The 23,482-nt window shown below is 66.4% G+C and carries 17 protein-coding genes; 8 read left to right on the top strand and 9 right to left on the bottom strand.

Features of this window, described 5'->3' with window-relative positions:
- Nucleotides 1–36: 36 nt before the first annotated feature.
- On the bottom strand, nucleotides 37–1,254 hold the full coding sequence (locus DL240_RS07875) for an Mrp/NBP35 family ATP-binding protein (RefSeq protein ID WP_111729333.1): 1,218 nt from the start codon (nucleotides 1,252–1,254) through the stop codon (nucleotides 37–39).
- Nucleotides 1,255–1,403: 149 nt separating this feature from the next.
- Nucleotides 1,404–1,898 (bottom strand): Fur family transcriptional regulator, encoded by a 495-nt coding sequence (locus tag DL240_RS07870; protein ID WP_146618174.1) that lies wholly within the window; start codon nucleotides 1,896–1,898, stop codon nucleotides 1,404–1,406.
- Nucleotides 1,899–2,228: 330 nt separating this feature from the next.
- Here DL240_RS07870 and DL240_RS07865 point away from each other — a divergent pair, with 330 nt between their 5' ends.
- Nucleotides 2,229–2,816: an LOG family protein gene (locus DL240_RS07865; protein ID WP_111729331.1), complete on the top strand. Its 588-nt coding sequence runs from the start codon at nucleotides 2,229–2,231 to the stop codon at nucleotides 2,814–2,816.
- 30 nt (nucleotides 2,817–2,846) lie between these two features.
- Here DL240_RS07865 and DL240_RS07860 read toward each other — a convergent pair whose 3' ends face one another.
- Nucleotides 2,847–3,329, bottom strand: coding sequence for a hypothetical protein (locus DL240_RS07860; RefSeq protein WP_111729330.1), 483 nt, complete (start codon nucleotides 3,327–3,329; stop codon nucleotides 2,847–2,849).
- A 179-nt stretch (nucleotides 3,330–3,508) separates the two neighbouring features.
- Here DL240_RS07860 and DL240_RS07855 point away from each other — a divergent pair, with 179 nt between their 5' ends.
- The 3 genes from DL240_RS07855 (at nucleotide 3,509) to DL240_RS07845 (ending at nucleotide 7,428) form a co-directional block, all read left to right on the top strand.
- The gene (locus tag DL240_RS07855; RefSeq protein WP_146618173.1) at nucleotides 3,509–5,599 is read left to right on the top strand and encodes a hypothetical protein; all 2,091 of its coding nucleotides are present in this window, start codon (nucleotides 3,509–3,511) and stop codon (nucleotides 5,597–5,599) included.
- Nucleotides 5,587–6,351 carry a hypothetical protein gene (locus DL240_RS07850; protein ID WP_146618172.1) on the top strand — a complete coding sequence of 255 codons (765 nt, stop codon included), beginning with the start codon at nucleotides 5,587–5,589 and terminating at the stop codon, nucleotides 6,349–6,351. The genes DL240_RS07855 and DL240_RS07850 overlap by 13 nt, the downstream gene beginning before the upstream one ends.
- Nucleotides 6,352–6,489: 138 nt before the next feature.
- Nucleotides 6,490–7,428: a hypothetical protein gene (locus DL240_RS07845; RefSeq protein WP_111729327.1), complete on the top strand. Its 939-nt coding sequence runs from the start codon at nucleotides 6,490–6,492 to the stop codon at nucleotides 7,426–7,428.
- A 25-nt stretch (nucleotides 7,429–7,453) separates the two neighbouring features.
- On the opposite strand, the gene DL240_RS07840 is transcribed toward DL240_RS07845, so the two are convergent.
- Nucleotides 7,454–8,752, bottom strand: a complete 1,299-nt coding sequence (locus tag DL240_RS07840; protein ID WP_111729326.1) for an inorganic phosphate transporter — start codon at nucleotides 8,750–8,752, stop codon at nucleotides 7,454–7,456.
- A 125-nt stretch (nucleotides 8,753–8,877) separates the two neighbouring features.
- A complete protein-coding gene (locus DL240_RS07835) occupies nucleotides 8,878–9,552 on the bottom strand; it encodes a TIGR00153 family protein (protein WP_158542430.1) in 675 nt (224 codons plus the stop codon).
- Between the two features lie 152 nt (nucleotides 9,553–9,704).
- On the opposite strand from DL240_RS07835, the gene ggt reads away from it, so the two are divergent.
- The 3 genes from ggt (at nucleotide 9,705) to DL240_RS07820 (ending at nucleotide 14,040) form a co-directional block, all read left to right on the top strand.
- Entirely contained in the window at nucleotides 9,705–11,474 is a 1,770-nt protein-coding gene (gene ggt / locus DL240_RS07830; RefSeq protein WP_111729324.1) for a gamma-glutamyltransferase, read from the top strand.
- 3 nt (nucleotides 11,475–11,477) lie between these two features.
- The gene (locus DL240_RS07825) at nucleotides 11,478–12,845 is read left to right on the top strand and encodes a serine/threonine protein kinase (protein ID WP_111729323.1); all 1,368 of its coding nucleotides are present in this window, start codon (nucleotides 11,478–11,480) and stop codon (nucleotides 12,843–12,845) included.
- Between the two features lie 538 nt (nucleotides 12,846–13,383).
- Nucleotides 13,384–14,040: a hypothetical protein gene (locus tag DL240_RS07820; protein ID WP_111729322.1), complete on the top strand. Its 657-nt coding sequence runs from the start codon at nucleotides 13,384–13,386 to the stop codon at nucleotides 14,038–14,040.
- Nucleotides 14,041–14,080: 40 nt separating this feature from the next.
- Here DL240_RS07820 and DL240_RS07815 read toward each other — a convergent pair whose 3' ends face one another.
- The 4 genes from DL240_RS07815 to truD all read right to left on the bottom strand — a co-directional run bounded on the left by DL240_RS07815 (nucleotide 14,081) and on the right by truD (nucleotide 20,601).
- The gene (locus DL240_RS07815) at nucleotides 14,081–15,328 is read right to left on the bottom strand and encodes an aspartate kinase (RefSeq protein WP_199589767.1); all 1,248 of its coding nucleotides are present in this window, start codon (nucleotides 15,326–15,328) and stop codon (nucleotides 14,081–14,083) included.
- 83 nt (nucleotides 15,329–15,411) lie between these two features.
- Complete coding sequence (locus DL240_RS07810; RefSeq protein ID WP_111729320.1) at nucleotides 15,412–17,457, bottom strand: hypothetical protein; 2,046 nt, start codon at nucleotides 17,455–17,457, stop codon at nucleotides 15,412–15,414.
- 206 nt (nucleotides 17,458–17,663) lie between these two features.
- Entirely contained in the window at nucleotides 17,664–19,412 is a 1,749-nt protein-coding gene (locus tag DL240_RS07805) for a hypothetical protein (protein WP_111729319.1), read from the bottom strand.
- A 64-nt stretch (nucleotides 19,413–19,476) separates the two neighbouring features.
- Nucleotides 19,477–20,601 carry a tRNA pseudouridine(13) synthase TruD gene (gene truD, locus DL240_RS07800; RefSeq protein WP_111729318.1) on the bottom strand — a complete coding sequence of 375 codons (1,125 nt, stop codon included), beginning with the start codon at nucleotides 20,599–20,601 and terminating at the stop codon, nucleotides 19,477–19,479.
- Nucleotides 20,602–20,707: 106 nt separating this feature from the next.
- On the opposite strand from truD, the gene DL240_RS07795 reads away from it, so the two are divergent.
- Nucleotides 20,708–23,473 carry a [protein-PII] uridylyltransferase family protein gene (locus DL240_RS07795; RefSeq protein ID WP_111729317.1) on the top strand — a complete coding sequence of 922 codons (2,766 nt, stop codon included), beginning with the start codon at nucleotides 20,708–20,710 and terminating at the stop codon, nucleotides 23,471–23,473.
- The last annotated feature ends 9 nt before the right edge of the window (nucleotides 23,474–23,482 follow it).

The following is a 23,482-nucleotide window of genomic DNA, read 5'->3' as shown; positions in this document are numbered from 1 at the left end:
CGCCAGGAGCTCCCTGAGACGAGCGCGACGCGTCGATCAACTCTTCAAGAAGGAGAAGAGGCCCTTCTTCGGTTGAGCATCCTGCTCTCCGGTGGCGCCTTCGGCGTGCGGCGGCTTCTGTGCGGCGACCGCTTTGGCCAGCTCCACAAACGCCGCCGTCACCGGGCTTTCCGGCTGGCTGACAACCACCGGTCGCCCGGCGTCGCCGCCCTCGCGCACGCTGAGGTCGAGCGGAATCTCACCGAGCACCGGCGTCTCCAGACGCCCGGCTTCTTTGACCACCTCGGCGGGGTTCCCAAAGATGAAGAACTCCTCTTTGGTCGAGGGCACGATGAACTTGGACATGTTGGTCACAATGCCCATCACCTCGACATTGAGCGTCTTGAACATCTGCAACCCGCGGGCCGCATCGATCAGCGAGAGATCCGAAGGCGTGGTCACGATCACCGCCCCGTCGACCGGAACCGTCTGCGCCAGCGCCAGCTGAGCATCACCGGTGCCCGGAGGCATGTCGACGATCAGGTAATCCAGCCCGCTCCAGTCCACGTCACGCAGGAACTGGCGGATGATCCCGGTGACGATCGGCCCGCGCCAGATCACCGGGGTGTCTTCATCCATCAAGAACCCCAGGCTCATCACCCGCAGCCCGTCGGCCTCCATCGGGAGGATGCGGCGATTGCTGACCGCCGGACGCCCGGAGATCCCCAGCAGCGTCGGCAACGAGGGTCCGTAGATATCGACGTCCAGCAGGCCCACGCGGTGGCCGATCTTCTGAAGCGCCAGCGCCAGGTTCACCGCCACCGTGGATTTACCCACGCCTCCCTTACCGGAGGACACCGCGATCACCTTGCCCACGCCCTCAATCGGAGCCGAGGGAGCTGCGGCCGCCGGCGACGCCGGGGCCGCTTTCGGCCCCGCCGGCCGGGCCGCCCCGGCACTCGGGCCGGGTTGCACGGCCGGCGCCGGCTCGCCATTGCGCTCACGCTCCAGCGCCTGAGGCGTCATCGTCTTGACCTTCACCTCGAGCACCCCGTCGATGCTCTCGACCCGGTCGTACACCGCATCTTCAATGGCAAAGCGCTCCTGGCGATCGCGCCCCTTCGGCATCACCAGCGTAATATCCGCCACACCGCCCTTTACCTCGACCTGCTCCACCAGGTGAGTATCGACAATGTTTTTGCCGCCCTGGCCCGGATCCTCGACGCCCTCCAGCGCCGCGATCACCTCGCCCTTGATCGAAAAGTCGTCCTTCATGCGTGCCTCAATCGGTTAAGTAGTTCCGGGGCCTACTCCGGCGCCCTTCCCCCGTGAGGTCAGAGCACCAGAGACGCCGCAACACAGGCGCTGCGCGATGACACCATCCATCGCCGGCCCGCTATCCATACATGGAAGTGAAAGAGCGCTTACGCGCCCTGGTGATCGGGGTGACTCGGGCACGCCGGGATCTGACACTCGGCGTAGAGTTCGATCTTCTTTCGGCGCACCTGATACTGCATCTTCTCGGCAATGGCCTGGATGCGCTCGTTGAGCCCCTCGTCGTTAAACTCGATGATCTTGCGGCAGTCCACACAGATCAGGTGATCATGCTGGGGATCCTGGTTGTGAATCGGATCGTAGCGCGTTTGCCCGTCGCCAAAATCCTTGGGCAGCGCAAACCCCTGCTCCACCAGCAGCTTCAGCGTGCGGTAGACCGTGGCGTAGCCAATGCGCGGCTGATGCTCGCGCACGTCCTCCAGCAGCTCATCGGCGCTGATGTGCTTGTCGAGCCAGAAGAAGCGCTCGACGATCACGTCGCGCTGTTTGGTCGACTTCAGCCCGGCCTCCTGCAGGCGCTCGGAGAAGGCCTCCATGGCCTCGGCCACGCGTGTCTCTCGCTCCTCTAACGACTGTTCCGCCACGATACTCTGCCTGGGTTAATGACCATATGAATTCAGACGCCCCGTTGAAGGCGCGGCCCTGGTTCCCCCGACATCCGGGAAGATTCCTCAAGGCGCTGAGGGCACTTAGCCCTTTATGGGCGCGGCGCCGGCCGGTCTGCCCGCGCAATCTACGCAATGCAGGCCACGGTGACAACACACATCCCCCGGCGCCCATTTCCCGACGCGCTCCTCCCGAGCCTCGACACCTCTAAGAGGGCGCGTTACTAGAGAGTTCAATGGCCCCGTGGATCGCGATCAACGCGCGCCCACACCATGCCCTCCCCCCCTTAAGACCTCCAGGAGTACCCGATGAGCCTCGCCTCCCTCTGTGTGTATTGCGGATCCAGCCCCGGAAATGACCCTCGCTTCGTCGACGGGGCCCGCGCGCTGGGCAACGCCATGGCCCGGCGCCAGTGTGCGCTGGTCTACGGAGGTTCGCGCTTCGGAATGATGGGGGCAATCGCCGACTCGGTCCTGGAGGCCGGTGGCCGCGCCATCGGTATCCTCCCCCACGGTCTCTCCACCAAAGAAGCCGGCCATCCGGGGCTCGATGAGCTGCACATGGTCGATAGCATGCACCAGCGCAAAGCGCTGATGATCGAAAAGAGCCAGGGCTTTGTCGCCATGCCCGGGGGCATGGGCACCTTTGAGGAACTCTGCGAGGTGGTGACCTGGTCTCAACTCGGCATTCACCAGCGCCCCATCGGCATCTACAACCTGCTCGGCTACTTCGATCCCTTTTTGACCTTCCTCGATCACGCCGTGGAGAGCGGCTTTCTCAAGCGCTCCCACCGCGAACTCCTGCTGGTCGAAGATGATCCCGAGCGCCTCCTAGACCGGATGGAGGGCTTTACCTGGCCGCTCACCCAAATCTGGATGGCCCGCGACGAGATCTGAGCCCGAGGCGACTCGCCCGGGGGGGCGAACTCACCCAAACCCGGCGCTGTACACCACGGCCACGACCACGCCGTAGATCACGTGCAAAATGATCAGAAACACCGGCATCCCGACCCCGATGTAACGCCCGAAGAAGCCCGGCGCACTGAGCACCTCCCCCGGTCCCATCCGCGGGTGCACCGCCGGTAGCGCGCCCAGCGCCGCCCCGACCGCCACGCCGTGCAACGCCCCAAAGAGCGCACCCCAGGCCGCGGCCACCCCCGGGATCGCCGCCGCCCCGACCAGGGTGAGCAGCACCGCGTATCCCACGCCAAAGAGCGCCCCCATAATCAGGTGCGCAATCCCCCCGACCAGGTACACCAGGTGTCGGTCCCGATCCGGCACCACCACCAACCCGATCGCCCGCACCATATCCGTCGACAGGCCCATGACCCTGCCCGCGACCATCGCCATGGTCATCAGGGCCACCCCCATCACCCCGGCCAATACGGCCTGCCTCCAGAAGATCTCCATCGCGCACCTCGTCGTCGCGTTACAACCCCATCGCGTGGCACCGTCTAAACAAAGGTAACCACCGCACTTCGACCTTCAATTTGGCGCTCCAGCGGCCACCTTGACCCCCCCCGGGGTGCGTGTTAGCGTCCGCCCCCCTTTGTGTGGAATTTTTCTACGCCCGGCTCGATAGGCTCCCCATGAAATGCTCTTCTTCTGTGTTTGGCGTCCTCCTGGTGCTGGCTCTGGCGCTCCCCACCCACGCCCTGGCTCAAGACCAGAACGCGTCCGGTGCTGCTGACTCCTCAGCCGAACCTTCGGCCCCGGAACCCGAGGCCTCTCAACCCCAGGCCTCCGAAGAACTCGGAGCCGCCGAAGTCGCCGAAACTTCCGAGACTTCCGAAACCTCCGAAGCAGCGGCCCCCGCCGAAGATGGGGATGCGGAAGCCGACCCGAACGCGGAAACCACCGCCCAGGAGGGTCAGCCCCTCCCGCCACCGGCCCCCGCCGAGGCGGCCCCGCAGCTCGTGCAGCAGGCCCCGCCCGAGAGCACCGAGCCCGCCGAGGACGACTGGCCCCAGGATGACTTCTCCGACTTCGACGATCTGGCCGAAGACATCGACTTTGTACCGGCTGCAGCCATTGACGACACGCTGCTCGACCGACTGACGCCCCTCTCGAACTTCCCCTTCGTGGAGCTTGAGGGCTACCTGCGCGTACGCAGCCGGGCCCGGGTCGGATTTGACCTGGGCACCGGGGGCACCTCCGCGGTGCTTCCGCCCCTGGAGACGGTCAGCCCGAGCGACGCCCCGGCCAACCCCGAGGCCAAAAACCTCTGGACCAGCGACCTGCGCCTGCGCATCGCCCCGACCTTCCACATCAAAGAAAACCTGCGGGTGATCACCGAGGTCGACCTTTTGGACAACGTCGCCCTGGGCGCCGATCCTCGCCACAGCTTCTTTGAGCCGGGCATGCCGGCTGCTGACCGCCGGCTCCTGGACACCTCCAGCACCGGCGCCCCGGTGCTGCGCCTGCGCCGCGCCTACGGCGAAGTCGACGCCTTCTTCGGAACGCTCTCGGCCGGGCGCATGCTCAACGACTGGGGCCTGGGCATCCTGGCCAACGACGGCGCCTGCGATGACTGCGACTTCGGCGACCAGGTCGATCGCATCTCGCTGCGTACCCGGGCCTGGGACTTCAACATCATGGCCGCCTACGACTTCGCCTCCGCCGGTGTGGTCAGCGATCGTCTGGGCTATGATCACGGCACGCCCCACGAACTCAGCCGCCTGGACGGCACGCACCAGTGGACGGCTCAGGTCTGGCGCAGCCCGCTGAGTCGCGCCGACCGCGAGCGTCAGGCCCACGCCCTCCACCATTCGCGCCGGCCGGTCTTCAACGGCGGCCTCTACGTCACCGGCCGCCACAACCGCGCCACGACGCTCATCGACGAGAGCGGGCTGAGCACCGAGGCGGCCCCGACCCTGATTTACCGCGGCCTCAACATCTACACCGCCGACGTCTGGGCCCAGATGCTCTGGGAGCCCGCCGAGGACCGCAAGATCCGCCTGGAACTCGAAGCGCTGGGCACCTTTGGCAACGTGGATAACACCACCGCCGGCGCGGTGGGCTTTGATGCCGATCGTGGCGGCCAGACCAACTGCTTCGACGACTCCCAGCGCGACAACAACGCCTCGGCCTGCTCCACCGACGCCGACGGCAACCCCACCTCCAAGTCGGTGTTGCAGTACGGCCTGGCCCTGGAGTCGGAGTTCGATCTGGGCGGACCGGTCAGCTTTGGCCTCAACGCCGGCCTGGCCTCCGGTGGCGAGACGCCCAACTGGGGCTGGGGCGCCAGCGCCGCTGACCAGCTCGACTTCATGCGCTTTAGCCCCGACTACCACGTCGACCTGATCCTCTTCCGCGAGGTCATCGGCACGGTGAGCAACGCCGCCTACGCCAACCCCTACGCGGTGGCCCGCTTTTTGGATAACAACAGCCAGCGCATGGAGTTTCAGCTCGACGCCATCGCCTCGCGGGCCCTCAACGCCGCCGGCACCCCCTCCGGAGAGCCCTGGCTGGGCCTGGAGTTCGACGCATCGCTGCGCTACATCTCCACCGACACCTTCCTGGCCGCCGTCGACGCCGGTGTGCTCTTCCCCTTCGCCGGCATGGGCGCGCGCCCCGATCGCCCCCGCTTTAACCACTACGGTGACCTGGGTCCCTTTGGAGACTCGGTCAACGCCGAACTGGCCTGGACCCTGCAGGGCCGCCTGATGTGGAAGTTCTAAAGCCGATAAGCGGCGCCCGGCGCGCGCTGCTGATGTTCTGCCTCGGCCCGGGCGTGGCGCTCTTTCTGAGCGCCTGCCCGGCGCTGCGCCCGCCGGTGGTGGCACCTGCCCCGGCCGCGGCGACCCGCCTGGAGGTCAGCCGCGTCAGTGAGCGCGGCCTCTACCTGCGCATCCCCCCCTCCCCCACCGCCGCCCCCGCACGCCTGCGCCTGGAACGCCAGCAGGGAGACGAGCCGGCCACCCCTCTCTACGATCTGGTCCTCTCCGAGCCGCAGCAACACGCCTGGCGACAAGGCGCGTTGGAGCTCCTGGACCCGCAGGGCGTCGCTCGCCAGAACCTGCGCTACACCCTGCTGACCTCCCCGCAGGATGCCTCCGCAGAGGGCTGGGAGCTCTCCGCTTCCCTGGAGACGTCTTCGCGAGCGCTCCCCGCTCCCCCCTCCACATTCGACGTCACCAGCACCCCGGAAGGCCTCCTCCTCCACTGGCAGGCCAGACCCGCTCAGCGCACTCGCCTGATGCGCCGGGCGCTCCCGGCTGACCCCGCAGAAGGCGACGCCCCCTGGGAGCCCCTGGCCGACCTGGAGCCCGCGGCCGGCGCCCGCTTTCTCGATCGCAGCGCCCGGCCCGGACAGGCCTACGCCTACATCGCTCAACACGTCGATGACCGCGCGCCCGCCCCTCATTTTGGCCCCTTCGGCCCCCCGACCTACGCCGTCGCCCCGCCCCAATCCGAGCCCCCGGCCCCCTGAGCATCCGGCTTGGCACCGCGTCGGGGCGCACCTATACTTGCGGCCAGCCCTCACTCCCTCTGGCCCCCGGGTCTCCCCGCCGGGCGCACTTTGGCGCCTTTCCCTACCCGACCCCCTCCGCCGCGGAGCGCCCCGACGATGACGCGTTTTCGAGAACGGTATGAAGAGATCTACACGCTGCTCACCCGCGGCGAGCTTCAGCAGGGCAGCGAAAGCCTCGAAGACATCTCGTTGCTCACGGATCTCTTCGGCCAGGATGAGTCGCTCTGGCTGGGATTCTACACCGAAGAGGGGCTGCGCATCGCGCTGGAGAAGTACGGCTTTATCCGCGACTTAGAGCGCATCGGCTTTATCGATCAGCGCCTGGAGCTGCGCACCGACGATCCGGACGAGCACCTCCTGCGCATCTGGAGCGGGAAGCCCGAGTGCGAGGCCCCCCTGGTCGAGTTGCTGGTACGGCGCGACTTCCTCCAGGCCCCGGGCCTGGGCGACCAACCCACCACCCATGTGCCCGTGCTCAACATCGAGTGGCTGCAACTGCAGAACCCGGCCGCCGACTTCAGCCCCGAGCGCCCGCCCCTGCCCGGCCAGCGCTACCCCGGGCTGGGCGTCGGCCCCCAGGTACTGGAGCTGCTGCGAAACGTCTGCCAGCGTCTGGGCATGGCCGCCATGGTCACCGTGCCCTCCTACTTCCACAACGCGATCTTCTACAGCGAGGAGTTTCGCCACTTCGACCCCTACTGGCAGGGTGCGTTTCTGGCGTTATGCCGCGATGTCCTCCCCCTGACCGAAACCTCGGTGGCCGCCGCCTCCTGGGGGCTCTACTGGGAGATGATCGAAAACAAAAACGCCCCCCGAAAAGAGCCTTTCCAGTGGTTTCAGCAGCTGATGGTCTACCCGATCTCCGAGCGCCTGCGGCACTACTTCGAAACCCAGGACTACCAGCGAGAGGTCCAACAGGGGCTGAGCGACCATGAGTTTCAGCTGCACACTCGCCCCCTAAAACAAACGCTCGAGGCCCGGGGGATCTCTCCCCTGAACCTCGAGCGCATTCAAGACTGGATCGACGACGTCTGAGCGACGCCGCCGTCCGGTAAGAGCTTTAGAGCGGCGAGATAAACGCCGACCAGGCCGTCTTCATGACAAAGTAGATGGCGATGGTCGAGCCCGCGGCCACCGGCAGGGTGTAGACCCACGACTTCACGATGTTCCAGATGATGCCCAGGTTGAGCGCCGTCATCCCGCGGGCAAAACCCACGCCGATCACCGCCCCGACCACCGTATGCGTGGTCGAGATCGGCAGGCCCAGCTGACTCCCCATCAAAATCGTGGACGCCGCCCCGAACTCCGCGGCGAACCCACGCGAAGGCGTGATCTCGGTGATCTTCGTCCCGATGGTCTCGATGACCTTGTAACCGTAGGTCGCCAGACCCACCACGATGCCGGCGCCACCCAGCAGGAGCACCCAGGTGGGCACGGGCACCTTCGCGGTGATGGCGCCCTCATTGAAGGTGCCCACAATCGCGGCCAGCGGTCCGATGGAGTTGGCCACGTCGTTGGAACCGTGAGCAAAGGCCACAAAACAGGCCGTGGCGATCTGCAGGTAGCGGAAGACCCGCTCAACTTTGGCCACGTGCAGCTGCGGGTCATCGCCCTCGGGCGGATCGATCTTGCGCACAAAGAACGCACTGATCGCCGAGCCCACCACCCCGACCAGGGCCGAAAGCATCCAGATCTCGGTGTTGCCAATGCCGTAGGACTCCAGATCGACGCCGGGCATTCCCTTAAGGAAGATCACCAGCGCCAGCACCACAAAGACCGGAAAGACCAGCACCGGACTCCAGCGCTTGACGGCCGCCACCGGATTGGGCGCATCGAAGATCATTTTGCGCACCACGGTAAAGACCAGGAAGGCCAGAATCCCTCCCGTCAGCGGGCTCACCGCCCAGCTGCTCACGATCTTGGCCAGCGTGCCCCACTGAATGTAGGAGGGCCCCACAGCCACCACCCCAAACCCGGTGATGGCGCCCACGATGGAGTGCGTGGTCGAGACCGGCCACCCCAGCATCGCCGCCAGGTGCAGCCAGAGCGCCGCCGAGATCAAGGCCGCCAGCATCCCCAGCATAAAGAGCGTGGACCCCTCGGTGGTCCCCACCACCGCCGGATCGTTGAAGAGAAGAGGATCGATGATGCCCCGGCGCATCGTATCGGTCACCGAGGAGCCGGCGATGAACGCGCCGGAGAACTCAAAAATCGCGGCGATGATCACCGCTTCTTTAAACGAGATGGCCTTGGAGCCAACGCTGGTGCCCATGGCGTTGGCCGCGTCGTTGGCGCCAATACTCCACGCCATATAAAAGCCAAACGCGATGGCCACCCAGAGGATCAGTTCCACACCCATGGAGATATGCTCCCGGTACTACGGTTCGCTGATCACTGCCGCCAGCTCGGCCTTCTGCAGACCCGATGCGCGACAGCGGGCCGCACCCGGAAAACGGGCACGGCAGTTCTCAATGCTTCCAGGCTTTACTTCGACATGAACAGGCGCAGGCGGTTGCCCATCTTCTCGGCGGCGTTGGCCATGTCGCCGACCTTGTTAAAGATCTTGTTCCACAGCATCAGGCTGCCCGGCTTGATGTCATCCTCCATCGCAAAGAGCAGCCGGGCCAGGGCGTCCTGCACCAGGTCCGCCTCGTGCTCCAGGCGGTTGAGCTCATCGATCATCAAGAGCACCCGCTCGGCCTCCGGACCGGTGAAGCTGACGTCGGCCAAAACCTCCAGCGCATCGACGATCTCCACGGCCTTATCCACCGTGGTCATCACCCGACGCACCAGCTTTTTGAGCTGCGGCACAAGCTCGGGGTGGGGCTCCATCTTACGCAGCGTAAAGAGAATGCCGACGTCTTCGGCGTTGTCGGCAATCGCGTCGAGCGAGGCCAACACGTCGAGGAGGTCACGACGGTCCACCGACATAAAGATCGTCTTGGGCAGACTGTCGCGGATGCGGGTCTTGACCACATCCACCTCATGCTCCAGATGGCTGATGTTCTCGGCGATGGCCTTGACCTTGTCCTGGTCGCCCTCAAAGACCGCGTCGAAGAGCACCGGTATCTCGTCGGCGCACTCCTTGACCTTGTGGGCCATCTCTCGGATATACGGGAAGGGACTTTTGGCGAAGAGACCAAAGATTGAACGGACCATCATGAACGACCTGTGGTGGGAGGTTCACCAGGCGAAAACGCTTATGTGCGCGTCACTTGGCGATCATCGTTGAAAACCGTGAATTCGCCAGGAGGCGATGCGGCGAAGCATAGAGCGTCGCCTCTTACTGTCAACAAGCTCATGGATGGATCATGGCTCGAACTCTTGATTGTTTCAGCACCGTCACATTCGCCCTGGTCACCGGACTGGGCCTGCCGGCGTACGCCCAGCAAGCCCCGAATTCCCCGCCGGAGTCCGCGACTTACCAGGCCCACCGGGTGCAGTCGTTTGACGGGGTGGTCGCCGCCGATCATCAGCTGGCCTCGGAGGCCGGCGCCGCGGTGCTGGCCGCCGGCGGCAACGCAGCCGACGCCGGCGCGGCCGCCATGCTGACCCTGGGGCTGGTCCATCCTTTTGCCTCGGGGCTGGGGGGCGGCGGATTTTGCCTCTACCGCGAGGTTGAAAAGGGCAAAACCACCGTGCTCGACTACCGGGAGCGCGCCCCGAGCGCGGCCCACCGCGACATGTACGTGGTCGATGGCGAGGTCCAGCCGGGCCTGGCTCGCCACGGCGGCCTGGCGGTGGGCGTGCCCGGGGAGGCCGCCGGCATCTGGTCCTTGCATGGTCGCTTCGGCCAGCTCGCCTGGGACCAGGTCGTCACCCCCGCTCTCGGACTGGCCGAGCAGGGGTTCCCGGTAGGCGCGACCCTGGCTCGCCACCTCCAGACGCTGGCCCCCACCCTGGAGGAGTGGCCCGCACTCAAGGCCGTCTTCAGCGACGCGGAGGGGAACCTTCTTCAGGAAGGCGATCTGATGGTGCGCGAGGACCTGGCCCGGGCGCTGACCCTTCTTCGCGACGAGGGCGTCGCGCCCTTCTATAGCGGTGAGGTGGCCGAGGCGATGGTGGAAAGCGTCCAGGCCGCCGGCGGCATCCTGACGATGGAGGATCTGCGCCGCTACCAGGTCAGCCTGCGAGAGCCGCTGACCGGCACCTATCAGGACTTCGAGCTCATCTCGATGCCCCCGCCCTCCTCCGGAGGCGTGGCCTTGATCGAGGCCTTCAACATCCTGGAGGGATTTGAACTCGAATCTCAGGCCTGGGACGCCCCGGCCATTCACCTGGTGGTCGAGGCCATTAAACACGCCTTTGCCGACCGCGCCACGTACCTGGGCGATACCGACTTTGTCGACGTCCCGGTCGAGCGCCTGATCTCCAAGGCCTATGCCGCCGAGCTCCGAGAGACCATCGAGCTCAACAGCGTGAAACCCACCGAAGCCTACGGCTCCACCGCGCCCTCCGAAGATCCCCCGGGCACCTCGCACTTAAGCGTGGTCGATGCCGCCGGCAACATGCTCGCCTGCACCACCACCATCAACACCCGCTTTGGCTCAATGGTCTACGACCCGAGCTTCGGCCTGATCCTCAACAACGAGATGGCCGACTTTAACATCGCCCCCGGCCAGCCCAACCTCTATGGTCTGATGGGCAATGAGCAAAACGCCGTAGCGCCCGATAAGCGTCCCTTAAGTTCGATGAGTCCCACCCTTGTGTTGCGCCGCGGAGAGCCCTACATGAGCGTGGGCGGCAGCGGCGGTCCCACCATCATCACCGGCACCTACTTCACGCTGGTGGGCACCCTGATCTTCGGGATGGACGTGCTCGAAGCCGTCGCTCAGCCCCGTTTGCATCACCAGTGGCTGCCCGAGCAGCTCTTCATTGAGTTTGATAACCTTCGCTTCGCCCCCGGGCTCGACGAGCGCGGCCATCAGTTGCAGACCCGTCGCGCCTACAACGCGATACAGGCCATTCAACGCCAGCCCGATGGGAGCTGGGCCGCGGTCAGCGACCCGCGTAAAGGCGGCATCCCCGCCGCGCCCCCGGTCAAAGCCCCTACCTCACCCCAACAGCCCGCAGCGGAGTAAAGCGTGGAGAACCTTCAAGGCGGCACCCTGGCGCTGGAGCATCGCTACCATCTGGATCGACGCATCAGCGCCGACAGCCTGCTCTCTCGCTACGCAGCCACCCAGGAGCCCTTCGGGCTACCGGTCCAGGTGGTGATTTTCGAAGGCCTCCCGGAGGCCGGCGCCGAAGACGCGCTTGTGGAACGCATCCGCAGCAGCGCCGAGCGTGCCAGCCACCGACGCCTCGACGGCGTGCTCTCGGTGGTCGACTTCGGCGAACTCGATCGCGGCGTTCCCTTTGTGATCGAGCAGAGCCAGGCGGGCACCTCCCTGTCCGCGGTCCTGGAGCGACGCGGCACCCTCCCCCCCGGGGAAGTCGCCGCGCTGGTGGAGCGCCTGGCCGACGTACTGGAGCGCGCCCACGCGCGCGAGCTCTACCACGGCGCCCTGAGCGCCCGCTGGGTCCGCCTCCCCGAGGGGAAAGACGCCTTTGCCCGGGCCCACCTCTCCTTCTTCGGGGTCTCGCTGAGCCTGGAAGAGCTCCTCGCCCTGCCCCACGCTGCACTGACCACCGATCTGGTCGACGCCTTCCCCCCGGAGGCCTTCGACCCCGAGCTCGGCGGCGATCCGGCAGCCGCCGATCAGTGGGCACTGGGCGCCCTGGCCTTTCGTGCCCTGAGCGGTGTGCACCCCTACTTTGACGATCCCATCGACGCCAGCGAAGGGCTGATGCGCATCAAGACGCAGCCCGCGCCGACGCTACGCGAGCTCGGCGTCGAAGAGGCCATCTCCCAGGCCATTGAGCGCGCCCTGGAGCGCGATCCCCGCGCGCGCTACCCCTCGCCAGGCGACTTCGCCCGGGCCCTCTCTGTAGCGGTACACGGCGAACGCGACGAGGAGCCGATCGCCAGCCTGCCCACCCCGCTGCCCGCGAGCCAGCCGGCCGACGCGCCGGCGATCGCGCCGCGCAACGAAGGGCCGCCCGTCCCACCGCAGGCTGCACCGATCCCCCCCCGCCCCAGCGGCTACCTCCTCACCCTGGCGCTGGCCATCCTGGTCCTTTCCAACCTGGGGTGGTTCTTCTTCACCATGGACCGGCTCGCCACCTCCGAGGATCCCGCCGCGACCAGCCCCGCCCCTCAGGTCCTCTCCGCCGGGCTGCAGATTCACTCCGATCCGCCGGGCGCGCGCCTCTTTACCCGCGTGCCCGACAGCGACGAGGAACGTCTGCTCGGCGCCACCCCGCAATCGCTGACCGATTTTGTGTTTGAAGGCGATCACGGCGTGGACTTTGTGTTGCGCCTGGAAGGCTACCAGGATCAGTCCCTCCGGGTGCAGGAGTCGATCACCGGCCAGGATCTTCACGTCACTCTGCATCCCAGCGATCGCTAACCCCACCGGACGATCCGCCGATCGCGGCCTATTCAGGGGCGATAACGCCCCCTGAATGGCTGCAATCGGCCTTTTTTTACAAAAATTATTACAGTGTGGTTGACATTTTCCAATATCGCTGTAATTTAAGGGTCGTGATGCAGGAAGTGCAGCAACTTTGCGTGACAAGTTCCAGTAGCACTGATACTTTACAGTCACTACGGAATAGAAGTTCGGCACCTCCGGTTATAAGCATCGAGTACGGCACGAAGGCTCTTTGAAAATCCGCGTGTTCTGTCGTGTGCGAGGTAGGTTGCATCCTTCCCCATATCTTCCTGATATCCCACCCCATTTCCTTCCTGGAAATCCTACCAAAATCCCTCCTACTTACTTCGCACACGAGAGCACACGCGGCATTAAACCGAGGCCCCTTAATGGGGCCTCGGTTTTTTCTTGCCCGAAGCGCTCCTCCCCCGGAGCATGCCCCCGCCGGCGCGCCCCTTCCAGGCACGCGCTTCCCCTCCCCTTAGTATTTGGCTTTCGAACGCAGGAACAGAGCATGAGCGCCCCGCAGTACAAAGACGAAATCATCGCCTATGTGACACGAGAGCACCTGGAGACGCTGGGGGCACTGCACCACGGCTTCTATCCCGACCGCCAGGCCGAGCTCTACAGCGCGATCGCCCGCAGCGCTCAGTTTGGCCAGCGCGCACCGCTGGAGCATGACCCCACCAACAAGCAGCTCATCCCCTATGTGATCGTGCACGACGATCGTCATCTCTTTCGGCTCCGACGCCTGCGCACCCAGGGAGAGGCACGCCTCCACGACAAGCTCTCACTCGGAGTGGGCGGACACATCGCGCAGGGCAAAACCGGCGATGCGCCTCCCGAGGCTGCCCGCCCCGGCGACGCTCTCTGGCAGGGAATGCTCGAAGAGCTCTACGAGGAGTTGCACATCGCTCATCCGCTGGAACTGACCTACCGCGGCCTCATCAACGACGACACCAATGAGGTCGGCCAGGTGCACCTGGGCGTGGTCTTCAGCGCCCGACATCGGGGCGCTCCCGACGAGATTCGCGTGCGCGAAACCGATAAAATGGCCGGCGAGTGGGTGAACCTGGAGCAGCTTCAGGCAGACTTCGACGCTCTGGAGAGCTGGTCACAACTGGTGGTGCCCGAGCTCAGCCACTGGCTGGAGCCTGCCGACCAGGCTTGATCCCCCCTGGACGCCAGGCGCCTGCGAACGTTCACGCCCTTTAAGCGTCGACAAAGGCCTGGTGCAGCGCCCGGGCCCCCTCCTCGACCGCTTCCTGCGGAAGCACCCAGCTCAAGCGCGCCAGGCTGGCGTTCATCGCCAGGGTTACCACACCGGCTTCTTTAAGCGCCGCCTGGCCCATGCGGCTCCAGCGCGCCTGGCCCCCGACGCCCAGCCCCACCACGCTGACCAGCCCCTGGCGCCCCACCTCCACATCGGCTCCCAGATCGCGGAGCCGGCGCTCCAGCGCATCGACGCCGTGCACATCATCCAGCGCTACAAATGCCTCTAACCTCCGACCGGCCTGCCAGTCGTAGGTCACCACCGCCAGGCGCTCAATGGCCTCGGCCACCCGATCGGCGCTGGCCTGAGCACGCAGCCAGAGCCCGCTGCGAATGTGGCTGACCGCCACCGCCGGGCGACCATCCTCCAGACGCTTGAGTTCGTCCTGCGGCAGATCCACGCGCACCACCGTGCCTCCCTCTCCCCGCTTCTCGGTGCTGCGGGCGTAGAGCGCGATCTGCGCGCGGCGAGCGAACTCGACGGCTTGTTCGTTAAGAACCCGGGCGCCGGCGCGTGCCATCTCCTGCATCTCTTCGTAGCTCAGGCTGGCGAGCTGCGCGGCACTTAAGACCACCCGAGGATCGGCGCTGAACACCCCATCGACATCGCTGTAGATCTCGCAGGCCTCGGCATTCAGCGCCGCGGCCAACGCCACCGCGGTGGTGTCGCTGCCCCCTCGTCCCAGGGTCGTCACATCGCGGCGATAGCTGGTGCCCTGAAATCCCGCCACGATCACAATCCGCCCCTGAGCGAGCTCGTCCTGCACCCGGAAAGGGCGCACATCGATGATCCGGGCATTGGAATGGCTGGCCGTGGTGATGATACCGCACTGGGATCCGGTCAAACTCACGGCCTCGTGGCCCCGAGCCTGAATGGCAATGGACATCAGCGCCATCGAAATGCGCTCCCCCACCGAGAGGAGCATATCCAGCTCCCGACGCGACGGACTGGGGGCGAGCTCATTGGCCATCCCCAGCAACTCATCGGTGGTATCCCCCATGGCCGAGACGACGACCACCACCTGGTAGCCGCGCTCACGGGTGGCGACGATAGCCTCGGCCACCTTACGGATCCGGGAGAGGTCGGACAGCGACGACCCCCCAAACTTCTGAACGATCACCTTCACAGCGCATACCTCAGCCTGCTGGCGCCCCTGGCGAGCCACGACTGCTCGCCAGGGGCGCACCTCAACTCAAGCCGGCGCGACGCGCCGGCGCGCACCCACTTTAGCAGGTTTTTAACGCCTTGCACGGCGATCGCCGCAGCGCGTCACGCATTCGAGGGCTTGACCAGTTTAAGCACCAGGGGAAAGGCCGCGGCAAACGCCGCCAGCAACCCGCCGCCAAACTGCACAAAGAGCGCCAGTTCGGCGGCGCCGGCCATCACGCTGGTCACAACCACGCTCAGGCTTCCCAAGGCCACCAGCGCAAAACCCACCGAGGCGATACGCCGCGACACCGGCAAGAAGGGCAGCAGCAACGCCACCAGCCCCATGACCACCGGCACAAGTGCCAGCCCGGTGAGCGCCGCTCCTCCCATCACGCCCATCCCCGTGGCCAGCACCAGCGTGAGCCCGGCCATCACGCCGCAGACTTTTTGAAGGGTCGCCACCAGCGCCTCAGCGCCGCCGGCCGCCGCCGGCGCCACAGGGGCGACCTGCGGAGACGGCCCAAAATCTTCGGTCTGCCGGGGCGTGGTGAGCCGTTGGGGCTGGGCCGCCATCGGCGGCGCACCGCCGGCGGGCATCGCCCCGAAGGGCTGGTGGCCTCCCGGCGCCGTCGAAGGAGCCCCGAACGCCCCGCCCAACGGCGCATTCGCAGCGGGCTGCGTACCTGGTGAGGCCGTCTCCCCGAAGCCAGCAGCCGACGGCGGCTGGGACGCTCTATGGTGCGATGGCGAACCCAAGCCCGATGTATTCGACGTCTCCTGGTGGGGCGCGCTCGCCAGCGGCGACGTGCCGGAGGCAGCGGCGCCGGGCGCGGGCGCTCCGCCCCCCCACGAGGGGCTCGCCGGTGCCACAGGCGTCTCGGGCGTTGTCGGCCCGGCAACATCTCCAACGCTTCCCGGTTCCGGCAGGGTGATACCAAAGCGGGGTCCGGTGCCACCGGAGGTCCTCTCCCAGGGGCTACTCGCCGACGCCCCCGAGCCCGGCGTCAAGTCCTTGCGCTCCCCCTGCGGCGTAGCCCCCGCAGGACCGGCCGGAAACGCCGTGCGCGACGCCTCGTGCTGTCCAAAAGGCGCCTCGCTGGTATGACTGCCCACCTGATAGGGCCCCGCACTTCCCAGCACCCCGGAGTCCTCGGCCATCCCCGCCGATGCGTCCTCCGAAGTGCCCGCCGAGCGCGCGCGCCTCGCCACGCGATACACCCCGCTGCGCGGGGTGTCGCGATTGGAAGAACGCTCAAAGGGATTCGTCACTTGCTCTTCGACCAGCGGCTCAACCACGTGCCCGGGCATCACATCGGTGCGAAGATCGCTCGGCGTGGGCAAGGGTTCCCGCTGCGCTTTCTCCATGCCCTTTTTGAGACGATCGCGCAGGCTCTTACCTTTCTGTAACTTCTCAGCGCCGGCCCGCAGCTCCTGAAGGCTCATCGCCTGCGTCGGGGCGCCGTCGGCGTCGGCCTGGGCACCGCCCATCCGCATGGCGCCCCCACCCATCAGATCGCTCTCCTCTTCGAGCGACATCCCCATCAACGTATGCAGACGCCGGGACTCGCCACGTGGGGCACCGGCCCCCTTGACGGACATGTCGCCACCACCCGCTCCCGGATCTGAAAAATCTGCCGGCGAGATCACCTGAGTCGCCAGCTCCTCGCTGCTCTCCTCGGCAAGCCCCCAGGCCGAGAGCACGTCACTCTGATCATCGGGCTGCTCAAACGCCACCGGGGTCTGGGCGGGACTCCGCGCCGGCACCGGAGAGGGCAAACCAAACGCGGTGGCTTTCGCACCACCCTTTTGTGCCTGAAACGCCGCCTGCAGCTTCGCGGCGTCGACCTGGCGCGTCGAATCATCCTCTTCCAGGGATTCTTCCGGCATTCCGAAGGGAAGATCGGCTGCCGAAACCATCGCCGTGCGCGCGTCGTACTCATCGCCCGCCCCCTCTTCGGCGGTGATCGCCGGAAGCCCGAAGAGCGTGCTCCGCGGTGCCGCGACAGTGCGCCCCTGACCTACCGCAGCGTCCGACTCTTCATCGACGAAGGCGGGAATCCCCATCATCGTCTGCCGGGGAACGAGCGCTTCAAAGACCCGGTCACAACTCGGACAGGTTCTCTCGTGCTCCTGAACACGTGCGTTGCATGAGGGGCAGATCTTCACCGGGATCTCCTGGGCGTTGCCAGAGCGTTAAGCTGTGCGCGGCCTACCGATGTGCACCGCACGTCACAAACACGACAGGGGCCGAGGTTCCTTCCGCAGGCTCCAGCCCGTGCACAACCAAAGGACCTAAACCCACCTGTCAAGTATCGAATTGTTAGCACAGCGCCCCCTCCCAGAGAAAGCCTGAACCCTCTCCCCTGAACGGGTCAGGGCGCCTGCTCGCCCTGGACGATCTGCTCGCGAATCAACCCGGCAATCGAAGGGCTAAGCTCCTGTTCCAGCAGATCGTCGTAGAAGCTCTGCACCTCTTCGGCCTCGATGTACTCCCCGAGGCGCGCCAGCTGAGCCAGACTCTCTGCCGTGACGTTGCGCTCCGGAGCATCGGCCAGAAAAGAAGCGTAGCACAGAAACGCCTTCTGGTACTGACGGTCCGAGAAGAGGGCCAGAGCGAGCTCTTTTTGCATCCCTTCACGCTCCTGTTCGTCCAGCGGCGTGGAGAGCTGCATCTGCAGCCACTCCACGTAGCCCTGATGCAGACTCGCTGCACGTCCCAGACGCTGCAGCCCTTCCAGCGCCTTGCCCCGGCCGGCCAGAGCCTGACGCTCACCAAAGGCCCGGGCAAAGGCGTCAAAGGCTTTCTCTTTCTGGCGCAGCTTCACCTCGTAGAGCATCGCCAACACCAAAAAGACCTGCTGACGCTCGCCAGCATCGGCAAAGAGCTCAATGCCACTCTCATACAACTCGGCCAGGGGTTCCCAGGCCTGTTCTTTGAGATAGGTCTCCCGGCGGCGATTAAGCTCTTCGATGCGAGCACTCAAATCCTGGGTGGGCGCCGTGGGCTCATCGGTCGCATCGGCTTGAATCGCGGTGGGCGGATTGCGCTCCCCGTCATCGGCGCGCAGCCGTGCCAGACGTTCATTGAGCTCCAGGGTGCGCTCGGTAGGCTGCGAGGCCCGGCGAAACGTCCGAGACGCCTCCACCTCCGGCTTCTCCTCGGTGAGCAAGATCGGATCGGAGCTCTCCTCGGCCAGCTGCCCCTTCTCGCAAGCCTCATCGCCCTGCGTCACCTGCTCGTGAAGCTCCTCGGGCGCCGATGCCTCCGCCGGCGCAGGCTCCGAGAAGGAATCTTCGTCGAGCACATCGATATCCTCCAGCGAGACCTCGATCACCGCCGTGGAGCGCAGCTCATCGCGGGTCATCGACGCCGGAGTCTGGCGCGCCTGACGGGGCAGAACTCGCTCCTCCTCGGCACTCTCCGAGACCTCGGAGGCCGCCGAAAACACCTCATCGATCGCCTCGCGCGCCCGGGCCGAGGTCTCCATCGGCTCATCGATCACCTGCGTGGAGCGCAGCTCATCGGTGGGCGTCTGGCGAGCAGCAGCCTCGACGTCGAACTGGAACATCGGGCGCGTCATCGGCTCCCGCGCCGGCCGGGATTCGCCGACCTGAAGCGCGTCGGCCAGCGCCCGCGACGCCCCGCGAAGTTCCGCGTAGAGGCGGCCCTGGTTGCGAAGGCGCGCGACAAACTCCGGATTCAGCAGATCGATCACCTCTCCCAGCGGGCCGAAGGGATCGCAACCGGCCAGAAAACGCTCCAGCTCGCGCAGCACCCGGTCGGCCCGGGAGAGCAAATCTTCTCCCACACGCCCTTGCCCCAGCCCCTCAAAGATCGCCTCGAGTTCGCGCCCCAGCTCCGCGACCTCATCCAGCGTATGCCCGGCCGCTCGCGAGCCCCAGGGGTGACGCACCGGGCGCACCGCCTCCAGATAACGCGCCAGCACAAAGAGATGCAGCCGAGTGTACCCTCCCTCCACCTCCCCACTGACCTCCAGCGGCGCCACCAGCCGCCGCCGGGAGAGCTGCGAGAGATCGAGCTCGCTGATGTCCAGCCCACAATGGACCGCCAGTTGTTGGAAGTTCGGACTCGACAGCGCCTGAAGTTCTCTTCGGATCACCGCATTCCTCGTCGTCTGCAATCGCCCCTAAAGGGCGCAAAAGATGCGCTCTGGACCGTTGACATCATACCACGGGGGGCGCGTCGTCCAAGTCCTCTTTGCCTCCCAGAAACTCGCGCATCACCACCGTGGCATACGAGCCCGAGGGCAGCTCAAAGGCCACCCGTGCGCTTCCCTCTTCTTCGTGCGTCACCCGGAGTTCAGGCATCGCGATGGTGAGCGCGCGCCGGGCGCCGCGCCCCATTTTACCGGCCGTACGAAACATCTCACAGGTCAGCCCCAGCTCCGAGAGCACGGCCTGCTCGATCTGCCCGGCCGCCCCCTCGACCAGGCCCTCTTTATAGCCGGGCATCGGCCCGGTGATCACCAGCTCGCCGGCGTCGATCCGCTCCTGAATCTCCGCCAGTTCTTCGGGAGTCACCCAGAAGCGCCCACCGCTCTCGAGCTTCTCAAACACATCGCCCGCCAGCGCTCGCCGCCAGCTTCCATCTTCCAGGCGCCGGCGCAGCACGCGGTTAAAGACCTCACTCTGCACCGCGCTCACAGCCATCTTACGCTGAAAACGCCCCCGGGGCCCGCGCCCCCCTTTGAGCCAGGCAAGCCCCCGGCTTAAGTTCTGCCCCTCGCGCCCAAAGCGCTGCTCGCCATAGTAGTTGGGCACCCCCTGATCCCGCAGTCGGGCGGCGATCGCCTCGATGCGCGCGGCCACATCCCCGGGCTGATCGTCATCGAGGACCGCCAGCTCCCGAACCCGCAGCTCGAAGCGGTTGCCGCGAAGATGCCCCGTGCGAAGTTTGTTGGTATGGCGCCGGGCATCTAAAATCGCCACCTTCGCGTCGATCTCCCCCACCACCTCCGCCGGCGCACGCCCACCAAGCGCCGAGGCCGGCACCGAGAACCACTGGCGGGTAATCGCGAAGCGATCCTTGGTGCCGGCGCTGGCCACCTCGCCCTCATCCACCTCAAAGGCAGCCGCCAGCCTGCGCAGCAGGCTGCGGCCGTCCACATCACGCGACTCGACCCACAAAAAGAGATGATCTCCCTCTCCACAGGGCTCATACGCCGGAATCTCTTCCACCACGAAGTCCTCGGGCACCGTCTTCAGCGTCCCGGAGACTCCGGGCAGATCTCGGGTCAGCCGCAGACATTCCACGGGCACTTCGGCTTGATCAGCGGGGCTCTCTGGCATCATCTTCCTCTGGGTGCGACGGATAGGGAGTGTTAGGAGCGAGACTTCAGCGCGCCCGGTGGGTGCGCGCCGCGTCTTAAACGCCAAACGTTGCTGGAGACCTATAGTGACCGACCCCGGCCCCCTCGCCATACCCGAGGCGGTGGCTCAGGCCAACGCCGAAGTCATGGCCTCGCGCCACAACATCGCTCGCGCCATCGTTATGGGCGCCGGTGGCCTCAACATCGCCCGCCGTCTGCGACGGGTCACCGACCGCTGGCTGATCACCCTGTGGCGACACGCCTCCAGCGACCAGCTGCGCGAGGTCGCCTCACTCCACGCCACCGGCGGCTACGGGCGCGATGAGCTCGCCTACCACAGCGACATCGACGTGCTCATCGCCCTCAACGACGAGGCCTGGCTCCAACGCCCGGAGCTGGCCCTGGCCGTCGAGCGCCTGATGGCCTGGTCCCGGGTCCCCCGACTGCGCCTGAGCCACGCGGTGCGCACCCCGGCGCAGACCCCGGAAGCCCTGGCCGAAGATCCGCGCACGGCCATCGCCCTGATCGACCTGCGCCCCCTATGCGGCCCACCTTCGGCGGCCGCCGACCGCGACGCCGCCATCGACCACCTGCGCGCCCGGGATCAGGGCGCCTCCTTCGTCGAACAACTCTTCGAGGGACACCGCCAGCGCGTGGCGCGCCACGGCCAGACCGTCTACCTGCTGGAGCCCGACGCCAAAAACGGCGAAGGCGGCCTGCGCGATCTCAACTGCATCAGCTGGGCCGCCCGCACGCGTTGGCGACTCGATGCCCGCACCCAGACCCGGGCCGAGGTGGGCTGGGACGCCGAGCAACGCCGACGCTACGTCGAGCGCCTCGACGCCATCTTGGCCACCCGCAACACCCTCCACCTAATCCACGGCCGCAAAAGCGACCGCCTCACCTTCGCCGACCAGGAACTTCTGGTTCGTCTCAACGAACTTCGCCTGCAGACCCCACACGCCCTCGAAGAGACCCATCCCGACGAGATCGTCGCGCGCTTTCGCCCCCGCGACGAACAGGATCGCCAGCGCCTCACCCCCCAGGTCGAGTCGCTGATGCGTGCCTACTACTGGCAGGCCCGCTCGGTCAGCGTGTCCTGTGAACGCATGCTCCGCCGCTGGGCCACTACCACCCCTCCGGCATCGGTGCAGTCTCTGGGAAGTTTTGAGTTGCTCGGGGACCAACTTCAACTTCCCGCCGAACACAGCGACGTGCTCAACGCCGACGAGGTCTTCGATGCGCTGAGCCTGGCCAGTCATCACGACGCCCTGCTCGACCCGCGCCTGGAAGCCGCCATCGAAGCCGCCGTGGGCACCTGGCCGATGGGCGACGAAACCTCCCCCCGACGCGCCGCCCGCCTGCGCGCCCTCTTAACCTCCCCCACCACCTCGGCCCGCACCGCGCAGCGCCTCCTGGACCTGGGCGTGCTCACTCGCACCCTCCCCGAGTTCGACCCGCTGATCTGCCACGTCCAGCACGACGTCTACCACGTCTACACCACCGACGTTCACTCCCTGAAGTGCCTGGAGCTGGGCCGCGCTCTCCTCGCCGGTGACCCGCACGCCGCCGGGCGCTGGCCCTTCTTTGCACACGTGGCCGGCACCATCACCGAACGCGAAGTCTTCCTGCTGGCCTGCCTCCTCCACGACATCGGCAAGAACCGCGGCGGCGACCACAGCCGCAAGGGCGCCCTGCTCATGGAATCCATCGGCCCCCGCCTGGGACTAGAGCCTCCCCAGGTCGATCTGCTGGCGATGCTGGTCCGCGAACACCTGGCCCTGAGCCTGACCTCCCGCCGCCGAGACCTCTCCGATCCCCACGTCATCGACGACCTGGCCGAACGCCTGGGCGACGTCCCCACCCTCAACCTGCTGACCGCCCTGACCTTCTGCGACATGAGCACCGTCGCCCCCGACGTGATGAACGACTGGAACGCCACGCTGCTCATGGAACTCTACCGCCGGGTGCGCGAGGCGCTTGAACAGGGGGATTTACGCCACCTGGCCGACCCGCGCGGCCTGCGCCGAATCCGCCAGCGCCTGGAGCGCCGCGTCCTCGATCTCAGCGACGCGCCGGTCGAACCCCGCGACATCGACACCTTCCTCCACGATCTCCCCCAGGAACACCTGCTCCACGCCGAGCCCGACGCCCTGGCCCGCCAGCTCGCCGCTTACACCCGGGCCCGCCGCAACGATGTCGAAACCCGCATCGAAGGCGTCGCCGTCGAGGTCGCCCCCTTGCCCGATCGCGGCATCACCGAGATCATCGTCTCCACCGTCGACACCCCCGGCACCCTGGCCCGCATCGCCGGCGCCCTCTCCAGCGCCGGGGTCAACATCATGTCTGCCGACATCGTCTCCACCGCCAGCGGCCGCACCCTGGACATCTTCCACATCGCCCACTTCAACCCCGCCGCCCTGCCCGTCGCCGAGCCCCGCGCCGTCGACGATCCCCGCCGCATCGAGAAGATCACCTCCCGCATCGTCGACGTCCTCGAAGAGCGCCTCAACGTCGATGAACTCCTCCAGCAACGCTTCGAGGAGAGTCGCCTCTCGCCCCGACCGATCCCCCAGATGCCCACCGAAGTGCGCGAGGTCGACCACGCCAGCGAACACTTCACCGTCATCGAAGTCCGCGCCCCCGATCGCCTGGGCCTCCTCTACCAGATCACCCGCGCCCTCTGGGAAGCCGGCGTGGAAACCCGTGTCAGCCGCATCGACTCGCTGGGAAGCCAGGCCATCGACAACTTCTACGTCGAAGAAGCCCACGGTGGTAAACTCGACGCCCGGCGCACCGGCCAGGTCATCGACGCCATCAGCCAGGCCCTGGCCCGCCTCCCCGAGAGCTGATCCCCACAC

Origin of the sequence: Lujinxingia litoralis (assembly GCF_003260125.1) — a bacterium.
Lineage (GTDB): Bacteria > Myxococcota_A > Bradymonadia > Bradymonadales > Bradymonadaceae > Lujinxingia > Lujinxingia litoralis.
This window is presented reverse-complemented; position numbering and strand designations above follow the sequence as displayed.